This window comes from Thalassoroseus sp. (genome assembly GCF_984380535.1).
The window spans coordinates 152,331-166,090 of the sequence record NZ_CFHRBF010000009.1; the positions used below are offsets into that span (position 1 = coordinate 152,331).

General features: G+C 54.7%; 11 protein-coding genes. 6 read left to right on the forward strand and 5 right to left on the reverse strand.

Annotated features, from left to right (window positions below):
* Positions 1-70: 70 nt before the first annotated feature.
* Positions 71-2,014 carry a divalent metal cation transporter gene (locus AC5DDB_RS14175; RefSeq protein WP_491740384.1) on the forward strand — a complete coding sequence of 648 codons (1,944 nt, stop codon included), beginning with the start codon at positions 71-73 and terminating at the stop codon, positions 2,012-2,014.
* Between the two features lie 98 nt (positions 2,015-2,112).
* Here AC5DDB_RS14175 and AC5DDB_RS14180 read toward each other — a convergent pair whose 3' ends face one another.
* On the reverse strand, positions 2,113-2,907 hold the full coding sequence (locus tag AC5DDB_RS14180; protein WP_491740385.1) for a Nif3-like dinuclear metal center hexameric protein: 795 nt from the start codon (positions 2,905-2,907) through the stop codon (positions 2,113-2,115).
* A gap of 232 nt (positions 2,908-3,139) precedes the next feature.
* Between AC5DDB_RS14180 and AC5DDB_RS14185 the strand changes: the two genes are divergently transcribed.
* The 4 genes from AC5DDB_RS14185 (at position 3,140) to mgtE (ending at position 7,957) form a co-directional block, all read left to right on the forward strand.
* Entirely contained in the window at positions 3,140-5,008 is a 1,869-nt protein-coding gene (locus AC5DDB_RS14185) for a polysaccharide biosynthesis protein (RefSeq protein WP_491740386.1), read from the forward strand.
* Between the two features lie 273 nt (positions 5,009-5,281).
* Positions 5,282-5,776 (forward strand): 50S ribosomal protein L13, encoded by a 495-nt coding sequence (rplM, locus tag AC5DDB_RS14190; protein WP_491740387.1) that lies wholly within the window; start codon positions 5,282-5,284, stop codon positions 5,774-5,776.
* An 82-nt stretch (positions 5,777-5,858) separates the two neighbouring features.
* Positions 5,859-6,470, forward strand: a complete 612-nt coding sequence (gene rpsI / locus AC5DDB_RS14195; RefSeq protein ID WP_491740388.1) for a 30S ribosomal protein S9 — start codon at positions 5,859-5,861, stop codon at positions 6,468-6,470.
* Between the two features lie 146 nt (positions 6,471-6,616).
* Entirely contained in the window at positions 6,617-7,957 is a 1,341-nt protein-coding gene (mgtE, locus tag AC5DDB_RS14200; protein ID WP_491740389.1) for a magnesium transporter, read from the forward strand.
* Between the two features lie 79 nt (positions 7,958-8,036).
* Here the strand turns inward: mgtE and AC5DDB_RS14205 are convergent, their stop codons facing one another.
* Together AC5DDB_RS14205 and AC5DDB_RS14210 are read right to left on the reverse strand one after the other, a co-directional pair.
* The gene (locus AC5DDB_RS14205; protein ID WP_491740390.1) at positions 8,037-8,489 is read right to left on the reverse strand and encodes a hypothetical protein; all 453 of its coding nucleotides are present in this window, start codon (positions 8,487-8,489) and stop codon (positions 8,037-8,039) included.
* A gap of 410 nt (positions 8,490-8,899) precedes the next feature.
* Positions 8,900-10,660: a hypothetical protein gene (locus tag AC5DDB_RS14210; protein WP_491740391.1), complete on the reverse strand. Its 1,761-nt coding sequence runs from the start codon at positions 10,658-10,660 to the stop codon at positions 8,900-8,902.
* 344 nt (positions 10,661-11,004) lie between these two features.
* On the opposite strand from AC5DDB_RS14210, the gene AC5DDB_RS14215 reads away from it, so the two are divergent.
* Positions 11,005-12,948: a DNA gyrase/topoisomerase IV subunit B gene (locus tag AC5DDB_RS14215; RefSeq protein ID WP_491740392.1), complete on the forward strand. Its 1,944-nt coding sequence runs from the start codon at positions 11,005-11,007 to the stop codon at positions 12,946-12,948.
* Between the two features lie 8 nt (positions 12,949-12,956).
* Here AC5DDB_RS14215 and AC5DDB_RS14220 read toward each other — a convergent pair whose 3' ends face one another.
* On the reverse strand, positions 12,957-13,160 hold the full coding sequence (locus tag AC5DDB_RS14220; protein WP_491740393.1) for a hypothetical protein: 204 nt from the start codon (positions 13,158-13,160) through the stop codon (positions 12,957-12,959).
* 144 nt (positions 13,161-13,304) lie between these two features.
* Positions 13,305-13,706, reverse strand: a complete 402-nt coding sequence (locus AC5DDB_RS14225) for a VOC family protein (RefSeq protein ID WP_491740394.1) — start codon at positions 13,704-13,706, stop codon at positions 13,305-13,307.
* Positions 13,707-13,760 lie beyond the last annotated feature (54 nt).

The following is a 13,760-nucleotide window of genomic DNA, read 5'->3' on the forward strand; positions in this document are numbered from 1 at the left end:
CGACGGTCCGGTTAGGTTGCACAATCCCGAAAATATTCAGAAGACGCGCCGTTGGCACGAGACACACCACATGAGCGAATCCCGCGAACAAGCCGAAATTGAAAACCCCGAACGCATCGAACGCGATCGGCAAATGATTCTCGATGCCAAGGCCCGAGGCCCGTTGGCAAAAATTTGGGCCTACACGAAACTATCCGGGCCCGGTTGGTTGCAGAGTGCCATCACCTTAGGTGGTGGTTCGCTGGGCGGAAGTTTGTATCTCGGGGTGCTCGCGGGTTTCGGGCTGCTGTGGTTGCAACCGATTGCCATGATCTTGGGCATCGTGATGCTCAGTGCGATTGGATACGTCGCCCTTTCCACAAGAGAGCGGCCATTTCAAGCCATCAATCGGCATGTCAATCCGGCATTGGGCTGGGGCTGGTTGTTAGCCACGATCATGGCGAACATGGTGTGGTGTATGCCCCAGTTCGGGCTGGGAACCGCCGCGATTCAACAGAACCTCGCCCCGGAGTATTTGGGGGACGAAGCGGTTCAAAAAGCCGTAGCGAGTGCCAGTGAGGGAGCAACCGCTAACGATATCGCGAAAATCGAAGCCGACGCGAAGTTAAAGCACAACCTCATCTGCGTGGCGATCCTGTTCATCGCCGGCGGGACCGTTGTTTGGTTCTACAACTCGGGTGGGTGGGGAATCAAACTGTTCGAAGTCATCCTGAAAGTGATGGTTGCGGTCGTCGTGCTCTGCTTCTTCGGTGTGGTGATCAAGATGTCATCCGAGGGCGTGCTCGACTGGAGCGCAATCGGCAAGGGCTTTATTCCCGATCTCAGTTTGCTCGACAAACCGGCTGCTGCCTTCGCGGAAACACTAGGGCAGACCGGAGATTTTCAGGCGTTCTGGACCGATTATATCGTCAACAATCAGCAAAAAGTCATGATTACCGCAGCTGCGACAGCCGTCGGGATCAACATGACCTTTCTGCTGCCGTACTCGATGCTCGCTCGTGGTTGGGACAAAGACTTCCGGGGCTTGGCGATCTTCGACTTGTCCACCGGTTTGCTGATTCCGTTTATGTTGGCGACCAGCTGCGTGGTGATTGCAGCGTCGAGCCAGTTCCACGGTCAACCGGCTCCCGGTTTCCTTGGGGAGACCGACACCGAAGGCAACGCGATCAAACCGGCGAGCAATCTTATCGGGGGGTACAAAGGCCTGCTCAACGAGCGGTTGGAGTCTGAACTTGGCAAAGACGACTTCAAAACCCTGAAAGAAGCCCAGGAATACTACGAACGCACTGGCGTCGTCATTACCGAAGCTGAAGCGATTCTGGCTCGGGACAACGACCCCCGAAGTGAATCCCTGAAATCACTGGCTACCCAGACTGTTGGGCTGAAAGACGCTCGTCCGGAGAAAGGCCCGTTGGATCAAGCTCGTGATGCGTTGCCGGAAGCCGACCGGAGGATGGCGGCCATGCTCGTCAAACGTGATGCGTTCAACTTGGCGAAGGCCTTGGAACCGCTCGCGGGCAAGGGGATTGCAAATTACGCCTTTGGTGTTGGCGTGCTCGGAATGGCAATTTCGACGATTATCATTCTAATGCTGATCAACGGTTTTGCCATCTGCGAAGCGATTCGTGTGGCTCCGAAGGGGGCACCGCACCGTGTGGGTGCGTTCTTGGCCGGTTTGAGTGGTTCGCTCGGGCCGTTCGTGTTTGCTGGGGATGCAAAATTCTGGCTGACGGTGCCAACGTCCATGTTCGGGATGATGCTGCTTCCGATCGCCTATCTGACGTTCTTCCTAATGATGAACTCCAAAGAACTGCTCGGTGATCGTCGTCCGACCGGATTCCGCCGACTTTGGTGGAACACGATTATGCTCGTGGCGCTCGCGTTGGCCAGTTTCGGGAGTTATTGGAGTATCAAGACCAGCGACTACCCAGTTGTCGGTTACTCCGCAATGGGGATCTTCCTGTTCATCATTCTACTGGCTCATCTCTCCCGCAAGAAGAACGCAGCCGAGTAACATAGGGTTGAATCAAAGCCAGCAGCTCAAGGTTGCTGGCTTCGATCATTTTCCGACTTCGCCACGACATTAGCCGCTACCGTTCGTGGCAAACTGTGCTAAGCAATCGACCATTGCAGCGGGTCGGTTTCCACATTGCTGGCCTGGACCGTCAGTTCAGAGAATTGGTCTGCGATCACGACTGCCAACTGTTCGACCGCGGGGCGTTCGGAGGCGTAATGCCCGATCAGAATTAAACCAATTCCCTCGGCTCGGGCTTCTAGAGCGGAGTGAAAACGGGCCTCGCCGGTGATGAATGCATCACAACCCGCTTTTCGGGCATCCCGAAGGAACTCCGCCGCCGATCCACACGCGATGCCCAATCGTCGGACATCCATTTTCGGATCTCCGACGAACTGCACGGCCGGCAGTTGAAATTCGTCGCGGACTTTCTCGACCAAGGTTTGAAACTCGTAAGTTACGGGAAGTTCGCCGTAACGTCCGCTGCCGATCATTTCATCGTCATCTGAGGGTCGGAATGGACGGATATCGGTCATTTCGAATCGTTCTGCGATCTGCTGATTGATGCCGTCTGCCGCGCTATCGAAAGCCGTGTGCGGACTATAAACGGCGATCTTATTCTCAACCAGCTGCAGCAACATTGCGCCTTCGCTAGTTGATGATGTGATTTTTTGGATCGGTCGGAACAGGATCGGGTGATGCGACACAATTATGTCCACACTGCTGTTCACTGCTTCCGCAGCTACGTCGGGGGTCAATGTCAGACAGGTCAGCACTCGGTCGACTTTTGATTGAGGATCTCCGATCAGAAGGCCGATGTTATCCCAATCCTCGGCCAATTCCGGCGGGTTTCGCTGATCGAGAAAATCGACAATATCGGCAACACAGGTCATTTGGGCGAACTCCAGGTGATCGGCAAAGTCAATGTTGGTCGGTGGTTGGGACGTGGTTTTGAAGTGACACTCAAAAAGTTGGAAGACGGCGATTCACACCCGGAATTGATCTAGACCCAAATCGACGATTGTCTTACAGAGATTCGAGTACCCACAGCGAATTGGCAACCAGTGGCGTTGGCTACTGTATCCAGGAGTGTGGTTGGTTTTGTGAGAGTAGCGGACGGAATCCATGAAACATCGAATGGCCGCCGTTTTGCCAACCTATTTGGCCATCTACGTGGCCAGTTATTATACCGCGTTCGTTCTACGTTGCGACTTCAACGTTCCGCCGGTCGTGTTTGATCTGTTTCGCTACACGTTGCCGATCATTCTGGCCGTCAAGTTCGTGACCTGTCTGGCAACGGGCGAATGGCGTCGGGCGTTCCGTTATGCATCCCTGCATGACGTGCAATGGGTCGGGATTGCCGCAACATTCGCTGCTGTCGCGATTTACATCACCAATCTCACGTTGTTGAAGTGGATGGGCATTCCCATTCCGCGTTCCGTGATTGTGATTGATTGGGGCTTCACGATCATGGCGTCCGCGTTACTGCGGATGTCCTTCCGGCTTTACGCCGAGAGTATCAAACCGCTCTTCCGTGGCAGTCCGTTTAATCCGGCGTTGATTTACGGTGCGAAGTCGGAAGGTGTCGGGATTCTCCGCGCTATTCAAACCGGCCAATCGAATTTCAACGTCGTCGGTCTGATCGGTGGGGGACCACGCAAACCACGTTCGATCATCGCCGGCGTTCGCGTGTACTCCAAGCACAGTTCCTTGGCGAAACTGGCCCGGAAAACCGGGGCCAAACACTTGCTCGTGCCAGGTTCCGTGCCCGGAAAAGAACTGCGTGAACTCACTCGGCAGTGCAGCAAGCTGGATATCAAAGTCCACGTGATTCCCGGTGTGCAGGAAATTGTGGGCGGACGTTATCGACTTTCGATTCGGGAAGTCACCATTAACGATTTGCTGCGACGTGATCCGGCGGAGTTGGATCTCGCGAGCATTCAGAACTGTCTCACGGGACGGCGGGTGCTCGTCACCGGAGCGGCGGGCAGTATTGGTTCCGAGTTGTGTCGTCAGATTCTCGATTTGGACCCGGCGTGTTTGGTACTCGTCGATCAATCGGAGTACGGCACTTTCCTGTTCGAGCAGGAACTCAAGAACCGCAAGAAGTACAGCGAGAAATACAGCAACAAGTTGCACTTCGTGATCGCTGATGTGACCGATCACGCGAGCATGTCGCAGGTGTTTGACCGGTTCCAACCGGAAATCGTCTTCCACGCAGCTGCTTACAAGCATGTGCCGTTGATGGAAGAAAACCCACGCGAGGCCGTGCGGAATAACATTGGCGGCACGAAGACCGTCGCAGACTTGGCAGCGGCGTTGCCTGTCGAACGGTTCGTGTTGATCTCCACCGACAAAGCGGTTCGACCCACGAGCGTTATGGGCTCGACGAAGTTGGTCGCTGAAAAATACGTGCAAACGATCGCTGCGGATACGTCGGCTCAGTTCGTCACGGTCCGCTTTGGCAACGTGTTGAACTCTGCCGGAAGTGTGGTTCCTACTTTCCGTCGACAAATCGAACGTGGCGGCCCGATCACGGTCACTCACCCAGAAATGACGCGGTTTTTCATGACGATTCCCGAGGCGGTGCAACTCGTGCTGCAGGCAGGTGCGATCGGCGATTCCGGGGATATTCTGATTCTCGAAATGGGCGAGCCAGTCAAGATTCTCGACTTGGCTCAGGATATGATCGCCCTCTCCGGGTTGAAACCGCACGAAGATATCGACATCGTCTTCACCGGCATTCGTCCCGGCGAGAAACTTTACGAGGAACTTTTCTATCTCTCCGAAGAGGGAACAAAGAAAGTTCACGATAAAATCTTCCGGGCTCAACGCGACCCATCGCGATTGGTGGGTGTTCGCGACGATATTGCCGCCCTCGAACGGGCCGTTCAAACCTACCAGACCGACATCGCTGCCGAGTTAAAACGCATTGTGCATAGTTATGTCGATGCGGAAACCTGGACAGACGATGAACTTCGGTCGGCTGCTTGACTTCGGACCGCTGCAAAAATCCGGATTCATGGCAGAAATCGGTCGCTCAGCGTTGAAACCAAATTCAGCGCCCGCTAAGATGTGTAATCTTCCCCGGAAAGTGCCGGGGACGGTCTATTCTGGATTGGCAGACTGACCCAACTTCGTGAGCATGTTGATACACGTGCCATGACACTCTTGGGCAGTTGAATCGGAGCGGTTGGACCGCTTGGTCCGGTTTAGTTCAAACTTTGTCCTCTTATTCGCCCGTCAGTGTGGCGGGAGACGATTGCTATGCCTTCGCGACCAATTTTGCCTCGCACCACAGTGGCCAAGAAAGAGACTTTCCAGCCGGAGTGGTACGTCGTCGACGGAACCGACCAAATCGTCGGTCGTTTTGCTACGAAGTTGGCGACCATTCTGATGGGCAAGCATAAGCCGACATACACGCCGCACGTTGATACGGGCGATTACGTGATCGTCACCAATGCTCATTTGGTGCGGTTCAGTGGGTCTTCGGTCAGCCATGACCAGCACCCGAGCTTCACAACCAAGTTTCTCCGTAAAGAATACGATCACTACACGGGTTATCCGAGTGGGCGTAAAGTTATTACGGCTGCTGAACTTTGGAAGCGACATCCCGAACGGATTCTCGAGGAAGCCGTTCGCCGAATGTTGCCCAAGAACAAGCTCGGCCGTCAAATGCTGAAGAAGCTGAAGCTGTTCTGCGGCCCGGAACACACGCACCAATCGCAGCAGCCAGTGGAATTGCCCGAGCACTTGCGATAGCCGGCCAAGTGCCTGGCAGTCGTTCTGCTTGGGTCACTTTCTAGGATACATTTTTTCTGATCGTTGATCTGGATGATTTGATATGTCGACCGACAACCCCGAAGACGACAAACCAGAAGTTCCCGAAGAAACTGTTACAGAGTCGGCCGTCGATCCGGAAGCCGCCGCTGCTCCAGCTCCGCCTGCTGCCGTTGGTGAAGAAACCGCTGACGAAGGTTTGGCCTCTGGTTTGACACTCGGTGAAGGGGCGGCAGCCAGCGAGATCGATCCCGATTACCAACCGGTGATTCGTGGTAAAATCGACCGCTTCGGTGTGTCGATCGGAACCGGACGTCGGAAGACGGCTGTGGCTCGTGTTCGTCTCAAAGATGGCGACGGCAAGTTCACCGTTAACGGCCGGACTCTTGCAGAGTACTTCACAGTCGAACGCGACCAAAAGTTCATCAAAGCGGTTTTGGAAGCTGCTGGAATGGACGGCAAAGTCGATGTTTGGGCCCGCGTGAGCGGCGGTGGAACAACGGGTCAAACCGGTGCTCTCATCCTTGGAATCGCCCGAGCCATCCAAGCCAAAGACCCCGCCCAACACCACACGCTTTCCGAACACGGATTCCTCACGCGGGACGGGCGGATGGTGGAACGGAAGAAGTACGGCCTCAAGAAAGCCCGCAAAAGCTTCCAATTCTCGAAACGATAATCCATCTGAATTGTTCCGCTACATACGGAACGCAATCAACCCGAGGGATCCCAACCCTCGGGTTTTTTTATACGCACTCGAAGTACGCCTATTGCTCGAATTACCCTTGGCTCTGCAACTTGGCAGGATCGATCGGTCGAACCGTTATGTACCGAGAATTGCTCCAACCTGATTTGCGGATCATGATCGACGAAAACGACGTCGAGGGTATGCGCGAATTCTGTGAGATTCTCCACCCAGCCGCGGTCGCGGAAGTTTTGGAGGACATTGAAAGCAAATCGGCGTGGCGGGTGTTGCGAACGTGCAGTCTCGATCGACAAATCGAGATTCTCGAATTTATGAGCCTGCCGAAACAGGTTGGGCTGACGGAAATCATCGATCGCGGTCGGCTGACTCGGCTGCTCGAAGAAATGGCACCGGATGACCGGGTCGACTTGCTCTCGCGGATGGACGCCGAGAAGGTCGAGAACATACTCCCGTCGATCGCCCAAGCCGAACGCAGCGACATTCGCAAGTTGCTGTCTTATCCAGAGTCGAGTGCCGGTTCGCTGATGACGACCGAGTACGCTTCGCTCCCGGAAGATATCACGGTCCGCGAAGCTCTTGATCGGCTGCGAAAACAAGCCCCGGACCGGGAAACCGTCTATTACATCTACATCCTCGATGAAGGTCGGCATCTGCACGGGTTCATTTCGCTTCGCGATTTGATTCTCGCTAAACCGCATCGGAAACTCGCCGACATCATGCGACACGACGTGATTTCGGTACGCGTGACCGACGACCAGGAAATCGTTGCACAGGAAATGGGTCGGTACGACTTCATCGCCATCCCGGTGGTCGACAATCAAAACCGGTTGGTGGGAATCGTCACGCACGACGACATTCTGGACGTTATCCATGAAGAAGCCACCGAAGACGTGCAACGTCTGGCGGCGATGGAACCACTCGAAGACGGTTATCTCACCACGCCGATCCGCATTCTGACATGGAAGCGTGGTGTGTGGTTAGTGTTGCTGTTGGGAGCGGCTCTCGGAACCGCGTCAGTCGTCAGCGGATACCAGCCGATTGCCGAGCAAGAACCTTGGATGATTTTGTTTCTGCCGATGGTGCTCGCTAGCGGAGGAAACGCGGGTTCGCAATCCGCCACGCTGGTGATTCGGGCCGTCTCGCTGGGGGAACTCGGCCGAAAAACCGCGTTCCGTATCTTCTGGCGGGAGGTGTTACTCGCGAGTCAACTCGGTGCTTGTCTCGGCGTCTTGGCGTTTCTGTGCGCTTTGATTTTCAACCCCCCGGTCCGCGCCTTGACGGTTGCGTTTACAGTGTTATTGGTGGTCGTGATGGGGGCAGTCACCGGGTCCATGTTGCCCTTGCTGTTCAAACGGCTTGGTATGGACCCGGCGTTGATGTCTAACCCGTTGATCGCCGCCATCGTCGACATGATGGGCGTCGTCATCTACTTCAATGTGGCGATCCTGTTGCTGCGTTAGTTGCCAGACGCAGGTAGCGGTTCGTCCCGTCCAATTCATTCACACCTATTTGAAATCGGACGGGCATCAACGGCGAGATCTACTCATACAACTCGATCTCTTTCTTCAAAATAAAGAACTGTTCAGCAAGCGATCTCAGTCGAACAGTTTGTGTGGTTTCTCCGGCAACTGCGACGGGTACCGAAAGGTTGTAACTCAAATTGATGACCTTCTTTTCAAGAACCCCATCTTCAAGAGAATCTTTCTTGAATTTGGCCGATGTGGAAGCGAGGTAAAAACTGAACCCGTCAGGCAACCGCTTCTCTGTTACGATTCGTTGGAGTGCTTTCACCACGGCTGCGTCCGATCCCTTGCTCTTTGCGAGTATCTCGATTTTCGCTTCGACCGCCTCGCGAAAACGCTCGACTGTAATTGGTGTCGGTTCGAACAACGCATATTTGGCCTCCAATTCCTTGTTGATCGGCTGAACGACTTTGTCCAACGATTTTTCGCCACCGACGATCACTGGGGCATCTGCCACCGCACTTTGCACCGCGGAGTTCTTCCCAAAACAGCAAAGCGAGAACATCAAGAAGGAGCACGCAATTTTGCAACATCGCAGCATGGTTGGACCTTCTGTCAAGAAATCCACTAACGCTCGATACCCAATTGCCGGCCGCCTGCGGAAGACGCGGCCCACCGACAAGAACACTCGACTCGCGAGCATCACTGCTCAGCGACAGCCGGCGGTGATTGGCGAGCCAGCCTCTTAGCCTACGCAAATCGGCGGAAATTTGAAACGGTCGTGGGTATCTGTTCGCGGATCTCCAGATCGACCGTAATCAATTGCTCAAGAAGGCGTCGGATGCTTCGCGTGGCACCATGGTTCCGTGCAAAATCGCAATGCATTCTACCGCATCCGGCGACTGTCAAATCATGATCACCTATGTTCTGGTCCCGGTCCTAACTCCCCTCGAAGAACTCATCGAATGTTTCGTTCGGTTGCGGCGAGGGTTCCGGTGCGGACGCCACGAGCCAAGCGATTAGGCTGGTTGGAATTCGGTTGGCTTTGTACATGCTTACGAGCAGCCCGAGGAGCAGGGCACCGACGCTCCATGCGAACGCCGACACCGCCGCCCAACCGATATGCTGGGCAACCAAGCGAAAGCCGAACGCGAAACCTTCGTAGACTCCGGTCACTATCATCAAGAGCGTCACGCCGAGATACCAACGATTGCGAGTCTGCCAGCCGATCAGCACAAACGCGAGGAACATTCCCCCCAAGTACGGCACGACCCATGCTCTCGGAAACGAAAGAAAGTTCGGGTTCAACACCAAACTTGCTGCCACGATCGGCAATGTCATTGCACCGAGAATTCGTAGTTGCCGGGCGAAGCCATCGTGAAACGCCAAACCGATAACGATCAAACCGAACCACAGTAGATGAGCTGCAATCAAACCGGCGTAGGCACTCCAAGTGGTTTGGTCGAGCAATTGCCAAGACGCAAACGAGGCGATCACGACCGCCACAGTACTTGTGAGTGAAGAAATCGATCGGATTCCGCGAATCGCGAACAGCAACGCGAGAATCAAAAGCACGTAGGGATTCGGTTCGGACAATGTCCGCAGGTTGACAGTCTGTGAGTTGACGAGCGCCGCCAGTGAAAGGGTGGCCAACACACCCAGATCCGCGTAAGCGGCTTTTCGCAACCAAGCGTATCCATAGAACACCAGCAAGATTCCCACGCACAGCCAAACTGGTGAGCCGATCTGAAAGGTCACGTGGTTATAGAACGACCAGAACACCTTGCCAGCACCGAACGGCATTGCGAATAGTAGCAGCACCGGAGCCGTCAGGAGAACATTTCGGGTCAGTCTTAGGTTGCCGCGTGATAACCCATTTTCAAGCAGCAACACCAAAATGGCGGCGATGATCGGCACGAGAAAATACGATCCCCAAACTGTCGCAAATGCGATCGCTCGACTACCCGATTTCAGATAAACCCAGATTGGTCCGGTCGGTCCGAATGTCAACGAGAGTGCGTAACTGCGGAGAATGGCTCCGAAGATCAGCAATCCGAAGATCGTCCATGGGAACAACGGCCATTTCCAGGGCGTGCCATTGTTCTCAACGGCTTTGGGGCCGCGACGCACTGCGGGGATTAACGTCAGCATGACGGCGGCAACAGCGGTTGGAAACAGCAACAGCATCCATTCCGTCGCTCGGGCATTGCGGGGGTGAAGTTCCGGCGACATCAACCAGGGTGTCACAAAGAACAACGCCAGAAACAGGTAATACGGAAGCCGGTAGAACCAGTCCAACCGCAACCGCGAGAGACGCAACACCGCTTCTGTCACCACGACGGTGAACAAATAGCCGAAGACCATTAGGGCCACGCCACCGCTGGTCGTTTCCATCGCCACGAACAGGTCGTCAGCACTGATGGAAATCCCCAGGAACATCAACAGAACCAGCAACAACACCGAACGCACGTCTTCCCAAACCTGTCCCAACCGAACCAGCATGACTCCGATTCCGGCTAACAACAGCGTGTAACCACCGAGTACGCCCATCATCAGCCAACAATTGATGGTCCCGATCTCTAACTCCCCATATGCGGCTCGCACCGAATACATTAGTAAGGCGGCACTGATGGCATAGAAGGGGTTGTGAGTGACGAGATAGCGAACCAACGACGTCGATCGACCCGTAGCACGCGACATGACTGTCTCCTCGAACGAGTGTGACCGTCAGCGAACGGATGATGTGGTTGGTCGCTGCGCGAAAACGGTTTGCCCAGACCGCAACATGCGAACGCGAACAGAAAAAGGTGGGGAGAACTTCCCCAATGAAATGAGGCTCGATTATCTACCGGCTTCGGCGGCTTGTCAAAACTTTCCGGTTACACCGATCTCACAGATTGTGTTTGAGAACATTGGCTTCACGTTTTCCTCACGTACGATAGTCACTAAAATGGCAGGGCTTGGAAGCACCCTAAGATAAAGAACGTCAGCCCACTGGCGAGATCAACGGATCATTCAATTTTTCACGGACGCGAGCATACGACATGACGACCACCGCCACCACAGGCGTCAAGAAGACCAATGGAAACTACACCGGGCAAGACATCACCGTTCTGAAAGGACTGGAAGCCGTTCGGCATCGCCCCGCGATGTACATTGGTGGCGTGGATTCCAAGGGCTTGCACCATTTGGTGTGGGAAATCGTCGATAACTCGGTCGACGAGTATCTCGCAGGGGAAGCCGACAAAATCACCGTCACCCTGCATAAAGACGGTTCTTCGATCACCGTCACCGACAATGGTCGCGGCATTCCGGTCGACAAGCATCCCGAAGAAAAGAAATCGACGCTGGAAGTGATTCTGACCACACTTCACGCCGGTGGAAAGTTCAGCAGCAAGAACTACGCCCGTAGTGGTGGTTTGCACGGTGTGGGTTCGTCGGTGGTCAATGCGTTGTCTTCCGAGATGATCGCCACCATCCGTCGCGACAAAGCCGAGTGGGAACAAGTCTACGAGTGCGGCGTGCCGACGGGGCGTGTCAAGAAGTTGCGTTCCTATCAAGGCACCAGCGGCACCACGATTTTCTTCCGACCGGATGCGTCAATCTTCTCCCGCACCACATTCAACGCCGACACGATCCGTCAACATTTGGAAGACATTTCCTACATTCACGGCGGATTGCAGATCACGTTCATCGACGAGGTCAAAAAGGAAAAATACGAACTGCATCACCCAGACGGCATCGCGGCGTATCTGGAAAAGATGACCGAAGAGGCCAAGAAGAAGCCGGTGCACGAATCGTTCTTTAGTGCCGAGAAAGACGAGGACGGGATCGGCGTGCAGGTCGTGTTGCGATGGACCGAAGCGACCGACGAGCAGATTCGCAGTTACGTTAACGGCATCCGCACACATGGCGGCGGCACGCACGAAAGTGGTTTGAAGGGCGGAGTCGCCAAGGCCGTGCGGAATTACATGGATGTGCACAACATCAAACCGAAGGGCGTGAACATCACCAATGACGATATCCGCGAAGGCATGGTGGTGATTCTCTCGACCTTCCATTCCGACCCGATGTTCCAAGGGCAGACGAAGGAAAAGCTCAATAACTCCGAGATGACCAGTGCTGTCGACAGTCTCGTGCGACCGACACTGGAAAACTGGCTCAACGGCAACCCGTCGATCGCCGATGCCGTTGTGGGGCGGATTGTGCTCTCCGCGCGGGCACGAGAGGCAAGTCGCGCTGCGGTCGCGGAAGTCACACGGAAGAAAGCCGGTGGCAAGAAAACGAATCTTCCAGGCAAACTCATCGACTGTTCCGGTCGCAACCCCGACGAGGCGGAGTTGTTTATCGTCGAAGGGGACTCTGCCGGTGGGACCGCCGCACTTGGACGAAACAGTCGATACCAGGCCGTCTTGCCGTTAAAGGGGAAGATTCTCAATACCGAAGGACTTGGGATCGGCAAGATTCTCAAGAATCAGGAAGTCAGCAATCTGGTCGAATCGCTTGGCACGGGCATCGGACCGAACTTTGATGTCCATCGGTTGCGGTACGGAAAAGTCATTCTGCTGACCGATGCCGACAGCGATGGCTATCATATTAGCACACTGCTACTGACATTCTTCTTCCGTCACATGCCGGAGCTGATTCGCCAAGAGAAACTCTTCATCGCCCAACCGCCGTTGTATCGAATTTCCGTCGGCCGGGAGAATTTTTACGCCCTCGACGATGCCCACAAGGAAGAACTATTAAGTGGTCTGCCGGCGAATCGGAAACCGGAAATCGTGCGGTTCAAAGGTCTCGGCGAGATGGATGCCAAGCAACTGAAAGAAACGACACTCGATCCCAACAACCGTATTCTGCTACGGGTGGATATCGAGAACCTTGTGGAAGCCGATGAAACGTTCCACCAACTGCTCGGCAAAGATGCATCCGAACGTTACCGCCTCATCATGGACGAAGCGACATTCGCTGACGACGTCGACCTGTAAGCAGCGACCTATTTCACGTCGCGCCAGGTATCCCAACAGAGATACAACGCAGCGATCGCCCCGAGAATTAGGGTGATATCAAACGTCATCCGTCGGTCGGGCGTGCCGAAGGAGAACGGAATGCCCATGAAAATATCCAGGATCGCCGCCAACGCTACGAGGAGCGAGACGATTCCTGAAACAATCACCATCCGTTTCGACAGATTCGACATCAAACGCTGTCCACTGGACGTTAAGATACAAAGGTTTGAGAGAATAAACGATTATACGCCACTCGTGCTAGCGCACGCCACTTAACTTGCGAAAACCATTGAGGATAATTCGGCATTCCGTTCCGGCTGGCCGGACTGAACCGGTTATGGCGTGGAGCAAAGTTCGATAATGTACCCATCCGGGTCAGTCACAAACGTTTGAACCGCACCATCGGGGCGTTCTTTCGGACCTGCAACGAACGGGACGCCGCAAGCTTTCAGATGTTCAGCGGCCGCTCTGGAGTCTTCGACGCGGAATGCGAAATGATGGGCCCGTGTCGATTTCACACCGGCATCACCTGCAGGACCGGAATCTTCGAATTCCAAAATCGTGTGAATCTGCGTGTCACCTGCCTGGAACCAACTGCCTTTGAACGAGAAGTTCGGGCGTTCCTGCTCTTCCATGCCGAGGATGTCACAATAGAACTGCCGACTGCGTTCGAGGTCTTTCACCACAATCGTCACGTGATCGAGCGTTTGCACGCGAATCGAAGAAGTTGCCGGCACGATCGTCTCCTCAAACGCAATCTAAGAACAGTCAATGAAGGGTGTTTCGACGAT

Bases quoted from the DNA above. Each gene is read 5' to 3' on its own strand.
- AC5DDB_RS14210 (WP_491740391.1), bottom strand. From the start codon at position 10,660: ATGTCGCGTGCTACGGGTCGATCGACGTCGTTGGTTCGCTATCTCGTC.
- rpsI (WP_491740388.1), top strand. From the start codon at position 5,859: ATGTCGACCGACAACCCCGAAGACGACAAACCAGAAGTTCCCGAAGAA.
- AC5DDB_RS14185 (WP_491740386.1), top strand. From the start codon at position 3,140: ATGAAACATCGAATGGCCGCCGTTTTGCCAACCTATTTGGCCATCTAC.
- rplM (WP_491740387.1), top strand. From the start codon at position 5,282: ATGCCTTCGCGACCAATTTTGCCTCGCACCACAGTGGCCAAGAAAGAG.
- AC5DDB_RS14180 (WP_491740385.1), bottom strand. From the start codon at position 2,907: ATGACCTGTGTTGCCGATATTGTCGATTTTCTCGATCAGCGAAACCCG.
- AC5DDB_RS14175 (WP_491740384.1), top strand. From the start codon at position 71: ATGAGCGAATCCCGCGAACAAGCCGAAATTGAAAACCCCGAACGCATC.
- AC5DDB_RS14215 (WP_491740392.1), top strand. From the start codon at position 11,005: ATGACGACCACCGCCACCACAGGCGTCAAGAAGACCAATGGAAACTAC.
- AC5DDB_RS14220 (WP_491740393.1), bottom strand. From the start codon at position 13,160: ATGTCGAATCTGTCGAAACGGATGGTGATTGTTTCAGGAATCGTCTCG.
- mgtE (WP_491740389.1), top strand. From the start codon at position 6,617: ATGTACCGAGAATTGCTCCAACCTGATTTGCGGATCATGATCGACGAA.